This window comes from Cellulomonas sp. KRMCY2, from assembly GCF_000526515.1.
GTDB lineage: Bacteria > Actinomycetota > Actinomycetes > Actinomycetales > Cellulomonadaceae > Actinotalea.
The window spans coordinates 1,124,203-1,146,144 of the sequence record NZ_JAGF01000001.1 but is presented as its reverse complement, the minus strand read 5'-3'; the positions used below and the strand labels follow the sequence as shown (position 1 = coordinate 1,146,144).

19 protein-coding genes and 3 tRNA genes are annotated in these 21,942 nt (G+C 71.6%); 20 read left to right on the top strand and 2 right to left on the bottom strand.

The window, feature by feature from the left end:
- The first annotated feature begins 43 nt into the window (after positions 1 to 43).
- From serS to K415_RS0105580, 7 genes are all read left to right on the top strand, one after another.
- Entirely contained in the window at positions 44 to 1,330 is a 1,287-nt protein-coding gene (gene serS, locus K415_RS0105610; RefSeq protein WP_024286107.1) for a serine--tRNA ligase, read from the top strand.
- Positions 1,327 to 2,181 (top strand): HAD family hydrolase, encoded by an 855-nt coding sequence (locus K415_RS0105605; protein ID WP_024286106.1) that lies wholly within the window; start codon positions 1,327 to 1,329, stop codon positions 2,179 to 2,181. Before serS ends, K415_RS0105605 begins: the two co-directional genes overlap by 4 nt.
- A gap of 148 nt (positions 2,182 to 2,329) precedes the next feature.
- Positions 2,330 to 3,337: a LacI family DNA-binding transcriptional regulator gene (locus tag K415_RS0105600; RefSeq protein ID WP_024286105.1), complete on the top strand. Its 1,008-nt coding sequence runs from the start codon at positions 2,330 to 2,332 to the stop codon at positions 3,335 to 3,337.
- Between the two features lie 152 nt (positions 3,338 to 3,489).
- Positions 3,490 to 4,857: an ABC transporter substrate-binding protein gene (locus K415_RS0105595; protein ID WP_024286104.1), complete on the top strand. Its 1,368-nt coding sequence runs from the start codon at positions 3,490 to 3,492 to the stop codon at positions 4,855 to 4,857.
- 236 nt (positions 4,858 to 5,093) lie between these two features.
- Positions 5,094 to 6,029, top strand: coding sequence for a carbohydrate ABC transporter permease (locus K415_RS0105590; protein WP_051480799.1), 936 nt, complete (start codon positions 5,094 to 5,096; stop codon positions 6,027 to 6,029).
- Complete coding sequence (locus tag K415_RS0105585; RefSeq protein ID WP_024286102.1) at positions 6,026 to 6,961, top strand: carbohydrate ABC transporter permease; 936 nt, start codon at positions 6,026 to 6,028, stop codon at positions 6,959 to 6,961. The genes K415_RS0105590 and K415_RS0105585 overlap by 4 nt, the downstream gene beginning before the upstream one ends.
- 126 nt (positions 6,962 to 7,087) lie before the next feature.
- Positions 7,088 to 7,945: a DMT family transporter gene (locus K415_RS0105580; RefSeq protein ID WP_024286101.1), complete on the top strand. Its 858-nt coding sequence runs from the start codon at positions 7,088 to 7,090 to the stop codon at positions 7,943 to 7,945.
- 73 nt (positions 7,946 to 8,018) lie between these two features.
- Here K415_RS0105580 and K415_RS0105575 read toward each other — a convergent pair whose 3' ends face one another.
- Positions 8,019 to 8,537: a bacterial proteasome activator family protein gene (locus K415_RS0105575; RefSeq protein WP_024286100.1), complete on the bottom strand. Its 519-nt coding sequence runs from the start codon at positions 8,535 to 8,537 to the stop codon at positions 8,019 to 8,021.
- 108 nt (positions 8,538 to 8,645) lie between these two features.
- Between K415_RS0105575 and K415_RS0105570 the strand changes: the two genes are divergently transcribed.
- On the top strand, positions 8,646 to 9,878 hold the full coding sequence (locus tag K415_RS0105570; RefSeq protein WP_024286099.1) for an AGE family epimerase/isomerase: 1,233 nt from the start codon (positions 8,646 to 8,648) through the stop codon (positions 9,876 to 9,878).
- Positions 9,879 to 9,950: 72 nt separating this feature from the next.
- Here the strand turns inward: K415_RS0105570 and K415_RS0105565 are convergent, their stop codons facing one another.
- On the bottom strand, positions 9,951 to 10,934 hold the full coding sequence (locus K415_RS0105565) for an NAD(P)H-quinone oxidoreductase (protein ID WP_024286098.1): 984 nt from the start codon (positions 10,932 to 10,934) through the stop codon (positions 9,951 to 9,953).
- 192 nt (positions 10,935 to 11,126) lie between these two features.
- Between K415_RS0105565 and K415_RS22530 the strand changes: the two genes are divergently transcribed.
- From K415_RS22530 to K415_RS0105505, 12 genes are all read left to right on the top strand, one after another.
- On the top strand, positions 11,127 to 15,647 hold the full coding sequence (locus tag K415_RS22530) for a nitrate- and nitrite sensing domain-containing protein (RefSeq protein ID WP_081784897.1): 4,521 nt from the start codon (positions 11,127 to 11,129) through the stop codon (positions 15,645 to 15,647).
- Positions 15,648 to 15,696: 49 nt separating this feature from the next.
- Positions 15,697 to 16,146, top strand: a complete 450-nt coding sequence (locus K415_RS0105555) for a roadblock/LC7 domain-containing protein (protein ID WP_024286096.1) — start codon at positions 15,697 to 15,699, stop codon at positions 16,144 to 16,146.
- Between the two features lie 7 nt (positions 16,147 to 16,153).
- The gene (locus tag K415_RS0105550) at positions 16,154 to 16,579 is read left to right on the top strand and encodes a DUF742 domain-containing protein (protein ID WP_051480409.1); all 426 of its coding nucleotides are present in this window, start codon (positions 16,154 to 16,156) and stop codon (positions 16,577 to 16,579) included.
- Positions 16,560 to 17,168 (top strand): ATP/GTP-binding protein, encoded by a 609-nt coding sequence (locus K415_RS0105545; RefSeq protein WP_024286094.1) that lies wholly within the window; start codon positions 16,560 to 16,562, stop codon positions 17,166 to 17,168. The genes K415_RS0105550 and K415_RS0105545 overlap by 20 nt, the downstream gene beginning before the upstream one ends.
- A gap of 121 nt (positions 17,169 to 17,289) precedes the next feature.
- Positions 17,290 to 17,700 carry a PIN domain-containing protein gene (locus tag K415_RS0105540; RefSeq protein WP_024286093.1) on the top strand — a complete coding sequence of 137 codons (411 nt, stop codon included), beginning with the start codon at positions 17,290 to 17,292 and terminating at the stop codon, positions 17,698 to 17,700.
- 67 nt (positions 17,701 to 17,767) lie between these two features.
- A tRNA-Ser gene (locus tag K415_RS0105535) sits at positions 17,768 to 17,857 on the top strand.
- Between the two features lie 113 nt (positions 17,858 to 17,970).
- Positions 17,971 to 19,200 (top strand): MFS transporter, encoded by a 1,230-nt coding sequence (locus tag K415_RS0105530; protein ID WP_024286092.1) that lies wholly within the window; start codon positions 17,971 to 17,973, stop codon positions 19,198 to 19,200.
- Positions 19,201 to 19,279: 79 nt separating this feature from the next.
- On the top strand, positions 19,280 to 20,551 hold the full coding sequence (locus K415_RS0105525) for a threonine/serine exporter ThrE family protein (protein WP_024286091.1): 1,272 nt from the start codon (positions 19,280 to 19,282) through the stop codon (positions 20,549 to 20,551).
- Between the two features lie 78 nt (positions 20,552 to 20,629).
- Positions 20,630 to 20,718: transfer RNA gene (locus K415_RS0105520), tRNA-Ser, on the top strand.
- Between the two features lie 102 nt (positions 20,719 to 20,820).
- Positions 20,821 to 20,893 (top strand) — tRNA-Arg (locus K415_RS0105515).
- A 460-nt stretch (positions 20,894 to 21,353) separates the two neighbouring features.
- Positions 21,354 to 21,551, top strand: a complete 198-nt coding sequence (locus K415_RS0105510) for a ribbon-helix-helix protein, CopG family (protein ID WP_024286090.1) — start codon at positions 21,354 to 21,356, stop codon at positions 21,549 to 21,551.
- Positions 21,548 to 21,934, top strand: a complete 387-nt coding sequence (locus K415_RS0105505) for a type II toxin-antitoxin system death-on-curing family toxin (protein ID WP_024286089.1) — start codon at positions 21,548 to 21,550, stop codon at positions 21,932 to 21,934. Before K415_RS0105510 ends, K415_RS0105505 begins: the two co-directional genes overlap by 4 nt.
- The last annotated feature ends 8 nt before the right edge of the window (positions 21,935 to 21,942 follow it).

The window sequence follows — 21,942 nt, the reverse complement described above, 5'->3', positions numbered from 1 at the left end:
GGCGGTGCCGCCACACCCCGATCGGGGTCGATACCCTCGTCAGGTGATCGACCTGCGCATCCTGAGGGACACCCCCGACGCCGTCCGTGCGAGCCAGAGCCTTCGTGGCGACGACCCGTCCCTCGTCGACGCCGTCCTGGACCTGGACGCGCGGCGCCGCGCGGCCCTGACCGACTTCGAACGGCTGCGTGCCGAGCAGAAGGACCTGGGTCGCCAGGTGGCCACGGCGTCCGGGGAGGCCAAGGCCGCACTGCTCGCCCACGCCAGGACGCTGGCCGAGCAGGTCAAGGCAGCGCAGTCCGACGCCGACGACGCGGCCGTCGAGCTCGACGAGGTCGCCGGCCGGATCGGCAACGTCGTGCTCGAGGGCGTGCCGGCCGGCGGCGAGAACGACTACGTCGTGCTGCGCGAGCACGGCGTGCGCCGGGACTTCGAGGCGGAGGGCTTCGTGCCGCGTGACCACCTCGACCTCGGTGAGCGCCTGGCCGCGATCGACACCGAGCGCGGTGCCAAGGTCTCCGGCGCGCGCTTCTACTACCTGACCGGGATCGGGGCCCGCCTCGAGCTCGCCCTGCTCACGGCCGCGATGGACAAGGCGTTGGCGGCCGGGCTCACGCCGATGATCACCCCGACCCTGGTCAAGCCGGAGATCATGCGCGGCACCGGGTTCCTCGGCGCGCACGCGGACGAGGTGTACCGGCTCGAGGCCGACGACCTGTACCTGGTCGGCACCTCGGAGGTCGCCCTCGCCGGCTACCACGCCGACGAGATCCTCGACCTGGCCGGCGGACCCCGCCGGTACGCGGGCTGGTCGGCCTGCTACCGGCGTGAGGCCGGGTCCTACGGCAAGGACACCCGCGGCATCATCCGGGTGCACCAGTTCCACAAGGTCGAGATGTTCAGCTTCGCGCCGGTCGAGCAGGCCGAGGCCGAGCACGCCCGCATGCTCGCGATGCAGGAGGAGATGCTCGCCCTCGTCGACCTGCCCTACCGGGTGATCGACACCGCTGCCGGCGACCTCGGCTCGAGCGCTGCGCGCAAGTTCGACTGCGAGGCGTGGCTGCCCAGCCAGCAGCGGCACCTCGAGCTCACCTCGACCTCGAACTGCACCACGTACCAGGCCCGACGCCTGGGGGTCCGGGAGCGGACGGACTCGGGCCAGACGCGCACGGTCGCGACGATCAACGGGACGCTCGGCACCACCCGGTGGATCGTGGCCATCCTGGAGAACCACCAGCAGGCCGACGGCTCGGTCCGGGTACCCGAAGGTCTGCGCCCCTACCTGGGCGGGCTCGAGGTGCTCGAGCCGGTCGGGACGCCGGGCCGGTGACCGGACCGACCACGACCCCTGCCACGCAGGGGCCCGAGGGCGACCGCCTGCTGGTCGCCCTCGACGTCGACGGGACGTTGCTCACCTACTCCGGTGAGCTGCTGCCCGGCGTGCGCTCCGCGGTGGCCGCCGTGCACGACGCCGGCCATCACGTCGTGCTCGCCACCGGGCGCTCGCTGCACGCCACGGTGCCGATCGCGCTCGAGCTCGGCATCGACCGGGGGTGGGCGGTGTGCTCGAACGGTTCGGTGACCATCCGGATCGACCCGGCGCTGCCGGGCGGCTACGAGGTCGACGAGATGATCACGTTCGACCCCGGGCCGGCACTGCGGCTGATGTACGCGGAGGTCCCGGACGCCTACTTCGCGGTCGAGGTGATCGGCGCGGGCTTCCGGATGAACAAGGCCTTCCCCGAGGGCGAGCTCAGCGGGCACCACGAGATCGTCGGCATCGCCGACCTCGCCGCGCAGGACGTGACGCGGCTGATCGTGCGCAGCCCGGGGCACACCAGCGAGGAGTTCCACGCCCTGGTGGCCCGGGCCGGCATGGCGGACGTCACGTACGCGATCGGCTGGACGGCCTGGATGGACGTCGCCCCGGCCGGCGTGACCAAGGCCAGCGCGCTGGAGCGCCTGCGCCGGATCCTCGGCGTCGACGGGGACTCGACGGTCGCGGTCGGCGACGGCAACAACGACGTCGAGATGCTGCGCTGGGCGGCCCGTGGGGTCGCGATGGGGCACGCACCCGAGCACGTCCGGGCGGCGGCGGACGAGGTCACCGCCAGCGTCGACGAGGCCGGGTCCATCCCCGTCCTGCGCTCGCTGGCCGGGGTGCGGCCGGCCCAGGGCTGAGGTTCCCCCTGGGGGGTCTGCCTGGGGCCCTCCCTGGGGGCCACCGATGGGAACCGGCGTGGGAACGGGCGCCGCAACCGTGGGAATCGGTGGGAACGGCGCGCCGTGCGGTGGACCGGGCGCCCACACAGGAGCACAATCACCGCCCATGGCGGCAGGTATCGATGATGTGGCCCGCGCCGCCGGCGTCTCGACGGCGACGGTGTCCCGAGCGCTGCGTGATCTGCCCAACGTGAACCGCGCCACGCGCGACCGGGTCAGGGTCGTCGCAGCCCAGCTCGGCTACGTCGCGTCGCCGTCGGCCGTGAGCCTCGCGTCGGGTCGCACCCGCACGGTCGGGCTGATCAGCCCGTGGATCAACCGGTGGTACTTCGCCAACGTGATCGAGGGCGCGGAGCGCACGCTGCGCGCCCAGGGCTTCGACGTGCTGCTCTACACGTTCGACGTCCGCCGGGACAGCGCCCGCCCCCGGGTCGACCTCGACGTGCTGCGTCGCCGCGTGGACGGCATCCTCGTCGTCGGCCTGCCGCTCGAGCAGGACGAGGTCGACGCCCTGCTGACCCTGGGCCACCCCCTGGTCTGCATCGGCTGGGGCGGCTTCGGGCAGGTCACCGTGCGGCTGGACGACCGCGCGACCGCGCGCGAGGCGACCAGGTACCTGATCGGCCTCGGCCATCGGCGGATCGCGCACATCACCGGGGCCCCGGACGACATCACCCCGTGGTCGCCGCCGGTCGGCCGGGCCGCCGGCTGGCGCGACGCGCTCCTCGAGGCGGGGATCGAGCCGGAGGCGGCGCTCGAGGTGCACGGGCACTTCGACCTGGCCGGTGGGCGGGAGTCGATGCGCACGCTGCTCGCGCAGGCGCCCGACGTGACAGCGGTGTTCGCGGCATCGGACGAGATGGCGATGGGGGCGATCCTGGCCCTGCGCGACGCCGGGCTCGAGGTGCCCGGCGACGTCTCCGTGATGGGTGTCGACGGTCACGACATGGGGGAGCTCGTCGGCCTGACGACGATGGCGCAGGCTGCGGACGAGCAGGGTGCCGCCGCCGCCCAGCTGGTGCTCGACATGGCCGCCGGGCTCACCCCGCCGCGCGAGGTCGTCTACCCGACGGTCCTGGTGGAGCGGACGTCGACCGGCCCGCCGCGGTCGTGACGAAATCGTGATCAGACCGTCACCCGGATGTGCCTTGTAACGCTTGCGGTGCGCGGCTGTAAGCGCTTGCATAGGAGGCGATCGCGCCGGCGCGGCATCCGTCGTGGCCGGTCAGTGGGGGAAGAACACCACGAGGATGTGGAGGACGGTCCATGCAGATCAACACGAGGCGCCGCTACGCGGCGATCGCGGGAGGGCTCGGTCTGGCGCTTGCGCTGGCAGCCTGTCAGCCCGCAGACGACACCGCAGGTGACGGCGAGACAACCGCCGCGGAGGGCTGCGAGGACTACGCGGCCTACGGCGACCTGGCCGGCACGGAGGTCACGGTCTACACCTCGATCGTCGAGCAGGAGCAGACGGACCAGGAGGACTCGTACGTCGAGTTCGAGCGGTGCACCGGCGCGGACATCAAGTACGAGGGCTCGCGTGAGTTCGAGGCCCAGCTGCTCGTCCGGATCGAGGCCGGCAACGCGCCGGACATCGCCTACCTGCCCCAGCCCGGCCTGCTGAAGACGATCGTCGCGGACTACCCCGACGCCATCGTCCCGGCCCCCGAGGGCACCGCAGCGAACGTCGACTCGTTCTTCTCCGAGTCCTGGAAGGGCTACGGCACCGTCGACGGCACCTTCTACGCGGCCCCGCTCGGCGCCAACATGAAGTCGTTCGTCTGGTACTCGCCCGCCATGTTCGCGGACGCCGGCTACGAGGTCCCCGAGACCTGGGACGACATGATCGCCCTGTCCGACCAGATCGTCGCCGACAGCCCGGACACCAAGCCGTGGTGCGCGGGCATCGAGTCCGGTGACGCCACCGGCTGGCCGGCAACCGACTGGATCGAGGACGTCGTCCTGCGCTCCGCCGGTCCGGACGTCTACGACCAGTGGGTCGCGCACGAGATCCCGTTCAACGACCCGCAGATCGTCGAGGCGATCGGTGTCGTCGGCGGCATCCTGAAGAACCCGGCGTACGTCAACGGTGGCTACGGCGACTTCAAGACCATCGCCACCACCCCGTGGGGCGACGGCGGCCTGCCGATCCTCGACGGCCAGTGCTGGATGCACCGTGCGGCGAACTTCTACCAGAACAGCTGGCCGGAGGGCACGACCGTTGCCGAGGACGGCGACGTGTTCGCGTTCTACCTGCCGTCGATGGATGGCGAGTCCAAGCCGGTTCTCGGTGGCGGCGAGTTCGTCGCAGCATTCGACGACCGTCCCGAGGTCGCGGCGTTCCAGACCTTCCTCTCCTCCGACACCTGGGCCAACGAGAAGGCCCGCGTGACCGAGGGTGGTGGCTGGGTCTCCGCCAACAACGGCCTCGACGTCGAGAACCTGGCGACCGACTTCGACAAGCTGGCGTCGACGGTCCTCGGTGACCCGACCTCCGTGATCCGCTTCGACGCCTCGGACCTCATGCCGGGCGCCGTGGGTGCCGGGACGTTCTGGACCGAGATGACGAACTGGTTCGCCCTCGACAAGAGCGACATCGAGGTCGCGGACGCGATCGAGGCGTCCTGGCCGTGACGGTGAGCCGTCAGGCCTGCACGCTCTAGCACCAGCAGGGGCCCGCTCCTTCGGCGGGCCCCTGCTGTGTCGGGCCGCGCTGGTCTACGGTGACGATCAATGGCAAACCGCCCGGGTGGGCGGTTCCCTGCAGCGTGGCACGGGAGGTCAATGTGAGCGACTACTTCAGCTGGCTGTTCGGCGCGATTCGGGAGTTCTTGCTGAATGCCGAGACTACGGGGCACAAGCTCGTGCTCATGCTCGTCGTCATCGTGCTCTTCATCGTGGTCATGGGTGCGATCCTGTTCCTGGTCGACAGGCCCAAGCGGGTTCCCCGGTGGGTCGTGATCACCGGCTTCCTCGGCCCGGCTGTGCTGGCCCTGGCGTTCGGCCTGGTCTACCCCGGGCTGCGCACCATCTACTCGTCGCTGTTCAACCGCAACGGCTCCGAGTACGTCGGCTTCGACAACTACGCGCGAGCCTTCACCGAGTCGCAGTTCCAGATCGTGCTGCGCAACACGGCCGTCTGGGTGCTCCTGGTCCCGATCCTGGCCACCGTGATCGGTCTGGTCTACGCCGTCCTGGTGGACCGGACCAGGTTCGAGAAGATCGCCAAGACGCTGGTCTTCCTGCCGATGGCGATCTCCATGGTCGGCGCCTCGGTGATCTGGAAGTTCGTCTACGAGTACCGGCCGACCGACCGCCCGCAGACCGGCCTGCTCAACCAGATCCTGGTGTGGCTCGGTATGGACTCCCGGCAGTTCCTGCTCAACCAGCCGGTGAACACGCTGTTCCTCATCGTCGTCATGGTGTGGATCCAGACCGGCTTCGCCATGACGGTGCTCTCGGCGTCGATCAAGGCGATCCCGGACGACATCATCGAGGCTGCCCGCCTCGACGGCCTGTCCGGCATCGGCATGTTCCGGCACATCACGGTGCCGAGCATCCGACCCGCCCTGGTCGTGGTGCTCACCACGATCGCGATGGGCACGATGAAGGTTTTCGACATCGTCCGAACGATGACCGGGGGCAACTTCTCCACGTCGGTGGTCGCCAACGAGTTCTACAAGCAGAGCTTCGGGCAGAACGACAAGGGCCTCGGCGCCGCGCTCGCGGTCGTGCTGTTCGTCCTGGTGATCCCGCTGGTGGTCTACAACATCCGTCAGATGCGCATGGTGGAGGAGATCCGATGAGCGCCGAGACCGCCAAGTCCGGCACCGTCGCAGCGGCCGTCGTGGCCGCCACCACACCGGGGGGCAAGGTCGCCAAGCGGGCGAGCCTCGCCGGCACCAAGCTCAGCTCGCCGTGGGCGTCCCTCGCCGCGATCATCATCGCGTTGGTGTGGACGACGCCGACGGTCGGCCTGCTGGTCACGTCGTTCCGGCCGGAGGCCGACATCCGCAGCGACGGCTGGTGGAACGCCCTGGCCCACCCGACGTTCACGATGGACAACTACCAGCAGGCGATGTTCGGGAACCAGACGAACTTCATCGGGTACTTCGTCAACTCGCTGGTCATCACGCTGCCGGCTGTCGTGATCCCGATCTCGATCGCCCTGCTCGCGGCCTACGCGTTCGCGTGGATCGACTTCAAGGGTCGCAGCCTGCTGTTCGTCGCGGTCTTCGCCCTGCAGATCGTGCCGATCCAGGTCACCCTCATCCCGCTCCTCTCGCAGTACGTGGACTGGGGCATCAACGGGTCGTACTGGACGGTGTGGCTCTCGCACACGATGTTCGCCCTGCCGTTGGCGATCTTCCTGCTGCACAACTTCATGAAGGACATCCCGCCGTCGCTCATCGAGGCGGCCCGGGTGGACGGCGCCGGGCACGTGCAGATCTTCTTCCGCGTGCTCATGCCGCTCCTGGTCCCGGCGATCGCGTCCTTCGCGATCTTCCAGTTCCTGTGGGTGTGGAACGACCTGCTCGTCGCCCTCACCTTCGCCGGCGGGGCTCCGAACGTCGCCCCGCTGACGGTGCGCATCGCCGAGATGGTCGGCAGCCGTGGGTCCGACTGGTACCTGCTCTCCGCGGGCGCGTTCATCTCGATGGTCGTCCCGGTCATCGTGTTCCTGTCCCTGCAGCGCTACTTCGTCCGCGGCCTCCTGGCCGGCTCCGTCAAGGGCTGACCCGCACCGCACCACGTCGCGCCGCATACGTCAGACCTGTGGCCCCCTGTGCGGGGGCCACAGGTCTGAGGCGTGGGGTCCTAGGGTTGCCCGGTGGGCACAGGGCGTGGGTCGGGGGTCGCCGGCGTGCCCGCACCCGCCCTGTTCGTCGCCTCCGGTCTGACCCAGTACCTGGGCGCCGCGCTCGCGATCGGTCTGTTCGTGCAGATCCCCGCGCCGGGCGTCGCCTGGCTGCGGCTGGTCGTCGCAGCGGCCGTGCTCCTGGTCTGGCGCCGGCCGTGGCGGCTGCGCTGGACCCGACGGGACCTCTCGGTCGTCGCGCTGTTCGGCGCGACCCTCGCCGCGATGAACATCAGCTTCTACCTCGCCATCGAGCACCTGCCGCTCGGGACGGCGGTCGCGATCGAGTTCGTCGGCCCGGTCACCGTCGCGGCGATCACCGGGTCGGGCTGGCGGGAGCGTGCCGGCATCGGGCTCGCAGCGGTCGGGGTCGTGCTGCTCGCCGGCGTGACCCTGAGTCTCGGATCGCCCGGCGCCGTCGTCGGGCTGGCCTGGATCCTGGTCGCAGCGGTGTGCTGGGCCGGCTACATCCTGCTCGGCCGCAAAGTTGCGATCGGGCCGGACGGCGTGACGTCGCTGTCGGTCGCGATGGCCGCCGGAGCGCTCTTCTTCGCGCCCCTGCTCGCCGCGCGCAGCGCGCCGGTGCTCGGCTCCTGGGGTCTGGTCGGGGCAGTCGTCGGCGTGGCGGTGCTGTCCTCGGTGATCCCGTACGGCCTCGAGCAGATCGTGCTCCGACGGGTCAGCGCCGCGACGTTCGCAGTGCTCCTCGCGATGCTTCCCGCGACGGCGGCGGTGGTCGGCGCGGTCGTGCTGCGTCAGTGGCCGCACGGTCTGGACGTCGTCGGCCTGCTGCTCGTCTCAGGGGCGATCGCCCTGACCTCCGTCCGTCGCCGTCCGCGCGTCGAGGCCATCGCTCCCGCATGACCGGCGGGTCCGCCGGACCGTGGCCCGCCCGCCTGCCCGGGCCCGCCCGCCCGCGTGACCGACCCGGCAGACGTCAGAGGTACTGGCCGGGGGCGCGGCGCTGGTCCTGGTCGGGCTCCGCGCCGGGCTGCCCGAGCTGGACCGTGACCCCTGGCGGCAGCGCGCGGCGCATCTGGGCCAGCTGGGCCTGGGTCGCCATCTGCTGGGCGACCAGGGCGGTCTGCAGCCCGTGGAACAGGCCTTCGAGCCAGCCGACGAGCTGGGCCTGTGCGACGCGGAGCTCGGCCTCGCTCGGGCTCGTGTCGTCGGGGAACGGCAGCGTGATCCGACGCAGCTCGGCGACCAGGTCGGGTGACAGGCCGTCCTCGAGCTCGCGCAGCGACCGGTCGTGGACTTCGGCGAGCCGGCCTCGGGCGGCCTCGTCCAGCGGCGCGCTGCGTACCTCCTCGAGCAGCTGCTTGACCATCGTGCCGATCCGCATCACCTTGGCCGGCTGCCCGACGAAGGTGGCGTCGGGCGCCGTCTCCGCCTGGTCCTGGTCGTGCGGCGTCGGGTCCTGCGGGGCGCGGTCGCGGTCGCTGTCGGTGCTCATGGGAACCATTGTCCCCGCACGGTGCACTCGCCGCCGGGTACGGTGTGGCACAGCCTCGCTGGACCACCTCTGCGGCGCACGGCGTCGCGCTCGTTCCCTGGAGAACCGATGACCTGGCTCGCGTCCGCCGCCCACCACCGCTGGCTCGAGGCGGAGACCGACCGGCTGCTGGGCTTCGGCCGTGCGGCGCGTGTCCCGGCCGGTGGCTTCGGCTGGCTCGACGAGCACGGTGCCCTCGAGGCGGACCGGCCGACCGAGCTGTGGATCACCTGCCGGATGACCTACGTGTTCGCCCTCGGCGCGCTGCTCGGCCGCCCCGGCTGTGGCGCGCTCGCCGACCACGGGCTCGCGGCCCTGGCCGGCCGGTTCCGCGACACCGAGCACGGCGGGTGGTTCGCCGCCGTCGGCCCGGACGGACCGACCGAGGTGGACAAGGGCGCCTACCCGCACGCCTTCGTGATCCTGGCGACCGCCAGTGCGGCCGCAGCCGGTCGCCCCGGGGCGCGTGCCCTCCTCGACGAGGCGCTCGACGTGTCGCTGGGTCACTTCTGGGACGAGGACGCAGGCATGGTCGTCGAGTCCTGGGACCGCACGTTCACCACGACCGAGGACTACCGCGGCGTCAACGCCAACATGCACACGGTCGAGGCGTACCTCGCGGCAGCGGACGTCACCGGGGACGCCGCATGGCTCCACCGCGCGGCCCGGATCACCGAGCGCGTCGTGCACGAGCTCGCCCGGGGTAACGCGTGGCGGATCCCCGAGCACTTCGACGCCGAGTGGCGGCCGTTGCTCGAGTACAACGCCGATGCCCCGGCTCATCCGTTCCGCCCGTACGGCGCGACGATCGGGCACTGGCTCGAGTGGGCTCGGCTCGCGCTGCACGTGCGGGCCGCGCTCCAGGCGACCGGTGCGGACGTCCCCGCGTGGATGGTCGAGGACGCCGTCGGCCTGTTCGACGCGGCCGTCGCCCAGGGCTGGGACGTCGACGGCGCGCCCGGCTTCGTCTACACCGTCGACTGGTCGGGCCGGCCGGTCGTGCGTGAGCGCATGCACTGGGTGCTGTGCGAGGCGCTGGGCGCCGCTGCAGCGCTGTTCGCGGTCACCGGGGACGGGCGGTTCGACGTCTGGTACCGGACCTGGTGGGACTACGCGGCCGAGCACCTGATCGACCTCGACGGCGGCTCGTGGTGGCACGAGCTCGGCACGGACAACGAGGTCTCACGGACGGTCTGGGCCGGCAAGGCCGACCTCTACCACACGGTCCAGGCGACGCTCATCCCCAGGCTCCCGCTCGCCCCGGTGCTCGCCCCGGGGCTGGCTCGCGGCCTCCTGGCCTGACCCGCTCGAGGCGGCCGGCCTGCCGGCTCGCACCGACCGGCCGGTCGGGTCGCACCGACCGGCCGCTCGCCGTCAGGGCACCAGGACCAGCTTGCCGAAGACCGCGCCCGCGGCCATGAGCTCGTGCGCGCGGGCCGCCTCGGCCAGTGGCAGCCGGTCCTGCACGACAGGGCGGACCCGGCCGTCGGCCACCATCGGCCAGACGTGGTCGCCGACGGCCGCGACGATCGCTGCCTTCTCGTGCGCGGGCCGCGACCGGAGCGTCGTGGCCAGGACCGTGGCGCGCTTGGTGAGCAGCGCTCCGAGGTCCAGCTCGCCCCGGCGGCCCTGCTGCAGGCCGATGACGGCCAGCCGTCCGCCCGTGGCCAGCACGTCGACGTTGCGCTGGAGGTAGGCGCCACCGATCACGTCGAGCACGACGTCGGCCCCGTGGCCGTCGGTGGCTTCCCGCAGGCGTGCGACGAAGTCCTCGCTCCGGTGGTCGACGACGACCTGCGCCCCCAGGGCCCGGCACCGCTCCGCACGCTCCGGGCCGCCCGCGGTCGTGGCGACCCGGGCGCCGAGTGCCACGCCGATCTGCACGGCGAGGGTGCCGATGCCGCCCGATCCGCCGTGCACGAGCAGCCACTCGCCGCTGCGCAGCCCGGCCGCCGTGACCAGCGTCGACCAGACGGTGCAGGCGGCCTCCGGGAGCGCGGCCGCGTCGACGAGGTCGACGCCGTGCGGCGCGGGCAGCACCTGCCCGGCCGGGACCACGACGCGCTCGGCGTACCCACCGCCGTCCAGCAGCGCGACGACGGGGGAGCCGCTCGCCGGCAGCGCCGCGTGCGCGGACGGCCCGACGGCGGCGACGCGCCCCGACACCTCGAGTCCGGGCCACGCCGGGGCGCCGGCCGGCGGGGGGTAGCGGCCGGCCCGCTGCAGCAGGTCCGCGTTGTTGACGCCGGCGCCGACGACCTCGATCAGCACCTCGCCGGGACCCGGGATCGGCTCGGCGGCGTCGGCCATCGAGAGCACGTCCGGCCCGCCGGGGACCGCAATCTTCACAACCTGCATGCACCAGATTGTTGCAGGCGGGTGAAAAACGCCCGATATCGTGTGCCGGGACTCACATGGCTGCCCGAACGGCCTAATGCCGGACGGGCTCCGAGCCGATGTGAGTTCGACGGCAGGAGACCACCCCGGTCCCAGGTCGTCGTCCAGCACCTCGTGCGGTGGTGCGCACTGCTGCACAGTGAAGGAGAGACCATGCTTCGCAGGTTGGGCATTCGCGGGAAGGTTCTCGCAGCCCTCTCCGTGCCTGTGCTCGTCCTGACCCTCTTGGCCGGCCTCGTCTCGTGGCAGTCCATCCAGGAGGCGCAGACGGCGCGGACGGTCACCACCCTGCTCAATGTTCTGCAGGAGTCGCGTGAGGTCGTCACCGCGCTCCAGGCCGAGCGTCGGGCCGCGCTGCCGTACACGAGCGCGAGCACGGACGAGAACCGCCCCGCCGGTCTGCCCAGCGCATCCGACCTGCGGCCCGAGGTCGACTCGTCCCGGCAGGTCACCACCGACTCGATCGTCCAGTTCAGCCAGGCCGTCTCGAACGTCGACTTCGACTCCCTCGACATCCTGATCGCCAACGCCGTTCGCGACATGCGCAGCGCGCTGCAGGGCCTTGAGGGTGTGCGCGGGCGGATCGACGCCCAGAACGTCCCGATGAGCGCGATCAACGCCAACTACACCGGCGTGATCGACGACGTCGTCTCCTTCCCCAAGCAGGTCGCCGACCAGCTCGACGACCGGCGTCTCGCGACAGTGATCTCCGCCAACGCCGAGCTGACGTCGCTGGTCGAGGACTACAACCAGGAGCAGGCGCTGGGTGTCGAGATCCTCGACGGAGCCCGTGAGCCCGCGCAGTTCCTCTCCCTCGCGCAGCTGTTCCCGGCCTCCAAGATCTCGCACTCGCAGACCGACACCACGATCCGAGCCCTCGACCTGGGCGACAGCGTGCTGCTGCCGCCGCTGGGTGCCTCGTTCAACGGCTTCCAGTCGTACGACAGCTACCGGACCCTGATGTCCACCGGTGACACCCAGAACTTCGACTTCATCGACTCCGCCGCATGGACCGTCGCCGCCACCGCTGAGATCGAGGCCTTCGAGCCCGTGGCGGCCGAGCTCCGCCAGGCTGCGGCCACCCGAGCGAGCGCCGTCGCGGCTGCCGCCCTGCGGACCAGTGTCGTGACCATCGGTGGTGCCACCGCCGCGCTCATCCTGTCCGTCATGGCGGCCCTCGCCATCGCGCGTCAGATCATCAACCCGCTGCGGCGCCTGACCGAGGCCGCCGCCATGGTCCGCGACGAGCTGCCACGACTGGTCGACCAGGTGGCCATCCCCGGCCAGGGCCCCGACCTGACCCTGACGCACATCCCGGTGGTCAGCAGGGACGAGATCGGCCAGCTCGCCGCGGCCTTCAACGAGGTGAACTCGACGACCATCCAGGTGGCCCAGGAGCAGGCAGCCCTGCGTGGGTCCATCGCCGAGATGTTCGTCAACGTGGCCCGTCGCGACCAGGTCCTGCTCAACCGGCAGCTGTCCTTCATCGATGCGCTGGAGCGCTCGGAAGAGGACCCCAGGACCCTCGCCGACCTGTTCCGCCTCGACCACCTCGCCACCCGGATGCGCCGCAACGCGGAGTCCCTCCTCGTGCTCGCCGGCATCGACACCGGCCGGCGGCTGCGCGAGACGCTCCCGCTCTCCGACGTGATCCGTACCGCCTCGTCCGAGATCGAGCACTACGAGCGCGTCCAGCTGGACCTGCCGGTCGACCCGATGATGCTCGGGCACACGGCCCTGCCGGCCGCGCACATGATGGCCGAGCTGCTGGAGAACGCGACGGTGTTCTCCGAGCCCGGCACCCCCGTGCACGTCTCGACCGGCATCGACGAGGACAGCGTGATCATCACGATCCTCGACCAGGGTCTGGGCATGACGCCGGACGAGCTCGTCGAGGTCAACCTCAAGATCCGCAAGACGTCCGCCGGCGACGTGCTCGGCTCCCAGCGCCTGGGCATGTTCGTGGTCGGCCGGATCGCCGCCCGCCTCGGTGCCTCAGCGGACCTCACCGCCGGGCCCGACGGCCGAGGCACGCTCGTGACCATCCGGATGCCGCGGGTCCTGTTCGTCGACCCGCGCTCCATCCCGCTGACCCCGCCGACCGCTCCGGCGGCGCGGGTCGAGACCTTCGTGCTGCCCGAGGAGGCAGCCGAGGTCGTGCACGACACCGCCTTCGCCCCGGCCCCGGCCGGTGTCCAGGACGTCGCTGCCGGCGCTCTGGGCTCGGCGGAGAACCCGGCCGAGGCCGTCGACCTCGATGCGCTGACCGACGGTGCGACCGGCCGCGGTCTGCCCCGCCGCCGTTCGCGTGGCGCCGACGCCGACGCACCGGCGCCCAGCATGCTCCAGCGCGAGGAGGACGATGCCGCTGCGGCACCGTCCATCCCCTTGGCGCCGAGTGCCGACGCCCTCGCCAGCGCCGCCGGGGTCGCCAGCCCGTCCGACGAGGCATGGGCTCCGCAGGTGGTCCAGTCCGCACCGCTGTCGGCCCGGCGCGGTGGCGACGCCGAGGCGCCGCCTCTGCCGAGCCGTGGTGGAGCGGAGCTGCCGTCGCGGTCGCCCGCTGCCAGCTCGCTGCCGACCCGCCAGCCCGCCGGGCCCGTCGCGGCCGCCGCCGCACCGACGTCGACGCCGGTCGCCGAGCCCGAGGGTCGCGCCGCGATGTTCTCCGGCTTCCGGTCCCGCCGTGCCGAGCTTGCCGCGGCAGCCGTCCACGTCGAGACCGGCGACTCGTGGTCGGACGTCCCGACCGGAGCCGACGGGTCCGACGGGGCAGAGCGCCTCGCCGCCGCCGCCGCCGGTGCAGCGGCCTTCTTCGGCCGGGGCGCAGGCCACGACACGGGCACCGGCCACGACCCGGACGCCCACCACGACACGCCTGCCGAGCCGGCGGCCCCGGGGCCGATGGCGATCCCGAGCCTCGTGGACGACGACGCCGAGTACGGCGACCCGGCCTTCGCCCCGCAGGCTCCGGTCGCCCAGGTCGACGACGCCGCCGAGCCGTTCGTTCCGCAGATCACCGCGCGGCAGCCCTTCGTGCCGGCTCCGTCCGAGCCGGCGCCCTTCGAGCCGGTCGCGCCGCGGCTCTTCGCAACGCAGCCCTTCGCCACGCAGCCGCTCGCAACGCCACCGGTCGCAGCTCAGCCGGTGGAGCGCGTCGCCGAGGCGGCCGCCCCGGCGTTCGCCGAGCCCGTCGTGGCCCCGGCGCCCCGGCGCAGCCCGCGGCACGCTCTTCCGCTCGACGAGTCGGAGGTCCACGGCCCGTGGATGCCCGCAGCGCCGGCACACGCCGCGGCCTGGCCGCCGGCCGCCCCGGCCGGTGCCGACCCGAACGCGCCGTCGGAGCCGGTCCAGGCCCCGCAGGTCGAGGCGTGGAGCACCCCGCAGCCGACCCCCGTGCTCGAGCCCGACTGGGCCGCCGAGCCCAGCCAGGCGGTCCAGCCGCTCGCCTGGGACGTCGACGACGCACAGCCGTGGACCGTTCAGGCGCCCCAGGAGGTGGCCCCCTGGGCTCCCGACTCCCGCGCGCCGGTCGCACCCGAGCCCGAGGCCGTATGGCCGCCGGCTCCGGTCGCCGTGCCTGCCGAGGTCGCCCCGGCCGCTCCGGCCGACTCCGTCCTGCCGGGAGCCGCCTGGCTCGCCGATCCCGCACCCGCTGCGGCGCCCGCCTTCTCCGAGCTCGTCCAGGGCAGCAACCAGTCAGCGTCTGCGCCGGCCAAGCCGCGGCGGGGTCTGTTCGGTCGCAAGCGCGCCAAGCGGGACGTCGAGCGCGCCGCCGAGGCGGCTCCGGTCGCCGCGCCGATCCAGCAGCCGTTCGTCGCGCCGCCGCTCGGGTTCCCGTCCGTCGCGCCGGTGCGTCAGTCGGCGTGGAACAACACCGACATCGGAGTCCACGCGCTGCCCGTCCCGGTCGCCCCGGCCGACGAGCCTCGCGTCGCCGAGGTCCCCACGTGGCAGGCCCCGGTCGAACCGGCAGCTCAGGCACCTGTCCAGGCCGAGCCGGTGTGGACGCCGCAGACCGCGTGGACAGCGCCGCCGGCGCAGGCGCCGGTCGTCCCCGCCGCGCCCGTGGCACCTGCCCCGTCGCCGGGCTGGGCCCCGACACCGGCCTGGTCGGCCAAGGCCCCGGCAGCGCCGTCGGCCCCGGCACCGGTCCGCCGACCCGAGCCGACGGCGGTCGTGCCGACACCGCACCACTCGCCCTTCTCGATCCCGACGTCGTTCACCCCGCAGTCCAGCTCGGGGTCGTTCGACGACGAGGTGACGAGCATGATGGCGCAGCGGGCCGACATCGCCCAGCAGGCGCTCGCCGAGCTGAGTCAGCTGTCGTCCTACCGGCCGAAGGCGGCCTCGAGCGACGGCCAGACGACACTCGTGCGCCGTACGCCGAACGCCATCCCAGCGGCACCCGCCATCGAGAGGCGGCCCGTCGGGCAGCGCACCGAGCGGGATGCCAACCAGGTCCGGTCGCTCCTGTCGAGCTTCCAGTCCGGGACGAGTCGTGGCCGGCAGGCCGCAGACGAGCCCGGCACGGTCCCGGCGGGGCAGCCCCACCAGGCCACCGGCAGCAACGGCGAGAGCCGTGCCGGCAACGAGGACGGTTCGGACGTCGATCACGGACAGCCCGTGACGACGCCGGACACCGACCTGACCCAGCGGAGCACCTCATGGTGACCGCATGCACCCCCAGCCGCCGCCAGGCCGGCAACCTCGAGGAGGACACGTGACAGCGCTCAGCTCAGAAGCAGCCAACTTTGGCTGGCTACTGGACAACTTCGTCAAGACCGTACCGGGCACCCAGCACACGCTGGTCGTCTCGGCGGACGGTCTGCTCATGGCGATGTCGGAGAACCTGGACCGCACCAGCGGCGACCAGCTCGCCGCCATCGTGGCCGGGATGTCGAGCCTCACCCGAGGTGCGGCGCGTCAGCTGCATGCGGGTGATGTCCGGCAGGCGATCGTCGAGATGGACGAGCTCTTCGTCTTCCTGATGAGCGTCTCCAACGGCTCGGTGCTCGCGGTGGTCGCAGAGGCCACGTGTGACGTGGGCCTGATCGGCTACGAGATGGCCATGCTCGTGTCCCGTACGGAGACGACCCTGACACCACAGCTCGTCACGGAGATGCGTGGCAACCTGCCGGTCGACGGTGCGGTCCGGACGCCGGTCGGGTGAACGCCAGATGACCAACATCGAGGAGACCTTCGGTATCGCGGGTCGTCATGGCCTGGGTGCCGACGACTCGGAGTACGAGGCCCGCACCGTCCGGCCCTATGCGGTGACCGGTGGCCGGGTGCGCGCCGCGAACTCCGACCTGCCTCTCGAGGCGCTGGTCGAGGTCCTCCCGGGGGCGGTCAGCGGCCAAGGCCTACCACCTGAGAAGCGCGCCATCCTGCAACATGCGGCGCACACGTTCGTGTCCGTCGCCGAGCTCTCCGCACTGCTGCGGTTGCCACTCGGCGTCGTCCGCGTCCTGGTCACGGATCTCTCCGAAGCCGGATTCATCCGAGTCCACACATCTACCCCGGTCAGTGTCCACACTGGCCAGTCCCCCGCCCTGTCCCTGAGCGTGCTGGAGAGTGTTCTCAATGGCATATCCGCCCTCTGACACCGCTGTGACCGACCGCCGTGCGGTCGGCGGGGGTGTCGCACCTACGGTTGTCAAGATCGTCGTCGCCGGTGGCTTCGCTGTCGGCAAGACGACGTTCATCGGCTCGATCTCCGACATCGAGCCGCTCAACACCGAAGCCGCCATGACCGAGCACTCGGTCGGCGTCGACGACGCCGGTGGCGTCACGGACCGCAAGACCACCACGACGGTGGCGATGGACTTCGGTCGTATCGCACTGCCCGGGTCGCTGTGGCTGTACCTGTTCGGCACACCTGGCCAGGACCGGTTCCTGTTCATGTGGGACGACCTGGTCCGCGGCGCGATCGGTGCTGTCGTGCTCGTCGACACCGAGCGCCTCGACCAGTGCTTCCCGGCCGTCGACTACTTCGAGAGCCGCGGCATCCCCTTCGTCGTGGCGGTCAACTGCTTCGACGGCGTCGCGCGCCACCAGCTCGACGACGTCCGTGAGGCGCTGTCGGTGCCGGCGCACGTCCCGCTGATGTACACGGACGCCCGGTCGCGTGCAGCGACCAAGCAGACGCTGATCTCTCTGGTCCAGCTCGCGATGGAGCGACTTCGCGGCTGAGGCACGGACGACGGCGGCGGCCCGGTCAGGACGACGGGGCCGCCGCCGTCCTGTGTCCGTCCACCCGCGGCTGACTAGGCTCATGCCACACGAGCGGTGCGCCTGAGCAGGACGGACGAGGATGCTGATCTACGCCGACGGCTCGGCGCTGAGCCGGGCGTTGTCGACCGGGGTCGAGTCGGCGTCGTGGCTGCGCTGGGCCGATCAGCATGCGGCAGAGCTCGTGACCTCGCCGCTCGGGCTGACCGAGCTGCGCAACGCCGCCGCCCCGCTCGGGTCGGTCGCTCGGAGCAAGGCGCACGAGATCGCCACGAAGATCGCGATCCTGCGGTTCTCCGACCAGTCGCTGAAGTCCGCTGCGATGGCCGCCGCGGTGCTCTCACCGTTCGGTGCGATCCATCTCGGCATCGCGGTGGCGCACCCCGAGATCGAGCAGGTCGCGACCTACGACCCGCTGCTGGCCCGGGTCGCGGCGATCTACGGCCTGTCCGTCGTCACGCCCGGTCGGCCCGACGGCTGGTGGAATGCCTGAGTCGCGACGCCGCGGTCCGGGCGTGGCTGGCACAATGGGCGCGCGTCGGCGTACGGACCGGCGTTCGGGAGGGCTGGCTGAGCGGCCGAAAGCGACGGTCTTGAAAACCGTTAGAGCGGTGACCCTGTTCTCACGGGTTCGAATCCCGTGCCCTCCGCGTCGAGCCCCTGATCTGCGGCCAAGGCCCAGGTCGGGGGCTCCGTCGTTCGGGGGTCCGCCGTTCGGGCGGCCCGTCGTCGTCGGGACCGCCGCCGCTAGCATCGGGCCATTGTGAGCCGACTCGTCGAGACAGTGGTGCCCGCGCGGCTCGGCGTCGGCTTCCGGTGGCTTCTCGCTTCGTCGTGGATCAGCAACCTCGGCGACGGCATCGCCCTGGCAGCCGGGCCGCTGCTGGTCGCCTCGCTCACCGCCGATGCGCGCCTCGTCGCGTTGGCGGCGACCCTGCAGTGGCTGCCGCCGCTGCTCTTCGGCCTGTTCGCCGGTGCCCTGGCCGACCGGCTCGACCGCCGGCTGATCGTGGTCACCGTCGACCTCGTGCGGGCCGGCTTCCTGGCGGTGCTGGCACTGACCATCCTCACGGACCGGGTGTCGATCGCCGTGGTCCTCGCGACGTTGTTCCTGGTCGGCACCGCCGAGGTGTTCGCCGACAGCACCTCGCAGACGCTGCTGCCCATGCTGGTGACGCGCGACGACCTGGCGATCGCCAACTCGCGGCTCCAGACGGGGTTCATCACGGTCAACCAGCTGGCCGGTCCGCCGTTCGGCGCCGCGCTCTTCGCACTGGGCACGGTCTGGCCGTTCGCGACCCAGTCGCTGGTCGTCGCGGCCGGCGCGGTGCTGGTCTCGCGGATCGCCCTGCCGCCGCACGGACGGGACCCGGCCCGCGACACCCACCTCCGCCAGGACATCGCCGAGGGCTTCCGGTGGGTGCGGCACCACGCGGCGGTCCGCACGCTGGTGCTGACGATCTTCACCTTCAACATCACCTTCGGCGCGGCGTGGTCCGTGCTGGTGCTCTACGCCACCCGGCGGCTGGGCCTGGGTGCCGTGGGATTCGGCCTGCTGACCACGATCGGCGCCGTCGGCGGACTGGTGGGGGTCGCGTCGTACGGGTGGATCACGCGGCGGGTGAGCCTGGGCAACCTGATGCGGATCGGGCTGATCGTCGAGACCCTGACCCACCTGGGCCTGGCGCTCACCCGGCAGGCCTGGGTCGCGATGGCCATCTTCTTCGTCTTCGGTGCGCACGCGTTCGTCTGGGGCACGACGTCGATCACGGTCCGTCAGCGGGCCGTCCCCTCGGCGCTCCAGGGGCGCGTCGGCAGCGTGAACCTCGTGGGGGTATTCGGCGGCCTGGTCGTCGGCTCCGGCATCGGTGGGCTCCTGGCCGAACGATGGGGCGTGACTGCGCCGTTCTGGTTCGCCTTCGTCGGCTCGGCCGTCTTCGTCGTCCTGATCTGGCGACAGCTGGCCCACATCGCGCACGAGGACGAGGCGTAGCCCGCGTCGTCGGCCCGTGCCGTGACCAGGGCGTGGCAGTCCTACGCGTCCCGGCCCGCGAGGCGTCAGGATGGTGCCCATGTCGACCCAGAGCGACGAAGACGCACTCGAGCCCGTCGAGCTCATCCGCCAGTCGAGCACCGTCCTGCGGATCGGCAAGGCGATGCTCGCGACCGGTACGGGCTCGTACCGCGTCAAGACCGCCATGCAGCAGGTGGCGCGTGCCCTGGGGCTGGACCGGCACGAGGCGCACGTGACCTTGACCGAGATCACCACGACCTCCCATCGTGGGCCGATCTTCCGTACCGAGGTCGCCGAGGTCCGCTCGATCGGGGTCAACGCCCATCGCCTCGGCGAGCTGACCAACCTGGTCAACGGCCTGCGACCGGGCGCGACGGTCGCCGAGGTGAACACCGAGGTGGATCGGATCGAGGCACTCGGTCCGCTCTACCCGGCTCTGGCGAACGCGCTGTTCGCAGCGATGGCCTGCGGGGCGTTCGCATACCTCAACAAGGGTGGCCCGATCGAGGTGATCGGCGTCTTCCTCGCTGCGGGCCTCGGCCAGCTCGTGCGCAGGTTCTTCCTGCATCGCAAGATCAACCAGTTCGGCGTGACGATGGTCGCCGCCGCTGTCGCATGCCTCGTGTACCTGCTGTTCATCATGGCCCTCGACACCTGGGCCGGCGGGGTCGGGCACAGTCACGAGGCGGGCTTCATCTCTGCCGTGCTCTTCCTGGTGCCCGGCTTCCCGCTCGTGACCGGATCCCTCGACCTGGCCAAGCTCGACTTCTCCGCCGGCGTGGCCCGCATCGTGTACGCGATGCTGATCCTGATCTCGGCGGCCCTGAGCGTGTGGGCGGTGTCGTGGATGACGGGCCTCAGCGCGGAGCCGGCGGTGGCCGCGGAGATCCCGGCCCTGCTCCAGCTGGGTCTGCGGCTGGTCGCCAGCGCGGTCGGGGTCCTCGGCTTCGCCCTGATGTTCAACTCGCCCCTGCGGATGGCGGTGGCGGCCGCCGGGATCGGGATGGTCGCGAACGTGCTGCGCCTCGAGCTCGCCGACGTCGGGGTCGCGGTCCAGGCCGCGACGATGATCGCGACCCTCGTCGTCGGGCTCCTCGCGGCGTACGTCGCCCCGACCATGGGTATCCCGCGGATCACCGTCTCGGTGCCGGCAGTGGTGATCATGGTTCCCGGCGCTGCCGCTTACCGTGCCGTCGTCGGGCTGAACAACGGCGACGTCGAGGCGGCCGTGACGTCCGGCGTGCAGGCGGTCTTCGTCACCATCTCGATCGCGATCGGGCTCGCTGCGGCACGTATGCTCACCGACCGGTCCTGGGCGTACGACCGCTGACGGGCGGACACGCGGGCCGCGGCGCGCGGGCGGCTTTGCTCGCGGGTCCGCCCGGCAGGTACCCTGACCTGCACGCTTGGAGACGTCGCATAGTCAGGTCTAGTGCGCGACCCTGCTAAGGTCGTGAAGGGGTAACCCTTCCGTGGGTTCAAATCCCACCGTCTCCGCTCTCCGACCGGTTCGATCGATGATCTTGCGTGCTGCGCCTGATCGCGATTGGGTCGATCGCTTGCGGGGCATGTATCCTCATGGCCGGTCCGAGTGACCACGCGCCCGTAGCTCAACGGATAGAGCATCTGACTACGGATCAGAAGGTTGGGGGTTCGAATCCCTTCGGGCGCACAGATGGCGAAGGCCCCCGATCAGCGGAGACGCTGATCGGGGGCCCTTGTTGTGGGCCGGGCGGCGAGCCCGCGGAGCCAGAGTGGGAGCCACGTTGGCTCCATGACCGAACGCGGGCGGACGGCTGTGTGGAGTCGGCGTCAAGACTCACAAGCCTGTGACCTGCACAAACGCGCACGAGCCTTCGCTGACCTCCTGATGCTCAGTCAGAAGGTGCCGCTTCGAATCCATCGAGGGGGCGGCGACGCCTCGTGTCACGCAGATGGCGGGCCCCTGGGGGCAGGCGAACTCGGGCCGGTGGGGTCCGCGGGGCCGAGGGGATGGACGGCGGTCAACCTGCTGGCCGTCCTACCAGCGACCCACGTCGCCCAGACGGTCCGGGCGTACGTCGACCCACCCGGGTGCTCGAGAGCCGCCGTCCCTCAGCGGCGGGGCGTGGTACCGAGCGATACCATGGGCCATGGCACAGACACTCCGCCTGCCCGACGAGGTGAAGGAAGCGTTGCGGGAGACCGCCGCCCGTGAGGGACGGTCCGAGCACGACGTCATCGTCACCGCCGTTCAGCGGTACACCGCGGACCGCACCAGTCGCCGGGATGCGCTCATCGACACCGTCATCGAGCGTGACGCCCGCCTGCTCGCGCGATTGGCGCAGTGACCGACTACCTCGACGTCGCCGACCTGCTCGTGATCGCCGACCGGATCGCCGGCGGGACGGCCGTCGTGCGGGATGTCGGCCTGCTCACCGGTGCCGCCGGGCGCCCGGTGACCACCTGGAACGGCGTGGAGATCTACCCGACCCTGGACGACAAGGCCGCCGCGCTGCTCTTGTCCCTGGTCACCGACCACGCCCTGATCGACGGCAACAAGCGTCTCGGCTGGGTCGCCGTGAACGTCTTCTACGGGCTGAACGCGTCCAGGTTGAGGGTCCCCGAGGACGACGCCTACGACGTGGTGCTGGCCATCGCGAAGGGTGTGGTGACCGACGTACCCGACGTCGCCGCGATCCTCGGGACCTGGCGCGAGGTGCCCGGGACGTAGGCGCGAGG

Coding starts and splice junctions, on each gene's coding strand:
- K415_RS0105585 (WP_024286102.1), top strand. CDS start 6,026: ATGAGCGCCGAGACCGCCAAGTCCGGCACCGTCGCAGCGGCCGTCGTG.
- K415_RS0105550 (WP_051480409.1), top strand. CDS start 16,154: ATGACCAACATCGAGGAGACCTTCGGTATCGCGGGTCGTCATGGCCTG.
- K415_RS0105565 (WP_024286098.1), bottom strand. CDS start 10,934: ATGCAGGTTGTGAAGATTGCGGTCCCCGGCGGGCCGGACGTGCTCTCG.
- K415_RS0105590 (WP_051480799.1), top strand. CDS start 5,094: ATGCTCGTCGTCATCGTGCTCTTCATCGTGGTCATGGGTGCGATCCTG.
- K415_RS0105545 (WP_024286094.1), top strand. CDS start 16,560: ATGGCATATCCGCCCTCTGACACCGCTGTGACCGACCGCCGTGCGGTC.
- K415_RS0105540 (WP_024286093.1), top strand. CDS start 17,290: ATGCTGATCTACGCCGACGGCTCGGCGCTGAGCCGGGCGTTGTCGACC.
- K415_RS0105600 (WP_024286105.1), top strand. CDS start 2,330: ATGGCGGCAGGTATCGATGATGTGGCCCGCGCCGCCGGCGTCTCGACG.
- K415_RS0105595 (WP_024286104.1), top strand. CDS start 3,490: ATGCAGATCAACACGAGGCGCCGCTACGCGGCGATCGCGGGAGGGCTC.
- K415_RS22530 (WP_081784897.1), top strand. CDS start 11,127: ATGCTTCGCAGGTTGGGCATTCGCGGGAAGGTTCTCGCAGCCCTCTCC.
- K415_RS0105575 (WP_024286100.1), bottom strand. CDS start 8,537: ATGAGCACCGACAGCGACCGCGACCGCGCCCCGCAGGACCCGACGCCG.
- K415_RS0105510 (WP_024286090.1), top strand. CDS start 21,354: ATGGCACAGACACTCCGCCTGCCCGACGAGGTGAAGGAAGCGTTGCGG.
- K415_RS0105570 (WP_024286099.1), top strand. CDS start 8,646: ATGACCTGGCTCGCGTCCGCCGCCCACCACCGCTGGCTCGAGGCGGAG.
- K415_RS0105525 (WP_024286091.1), top strand. CDS start 19,280: ATGTCGACCCAGAGCGACGAAGACGCACTCGAGCCCGTCGAGCTCATC.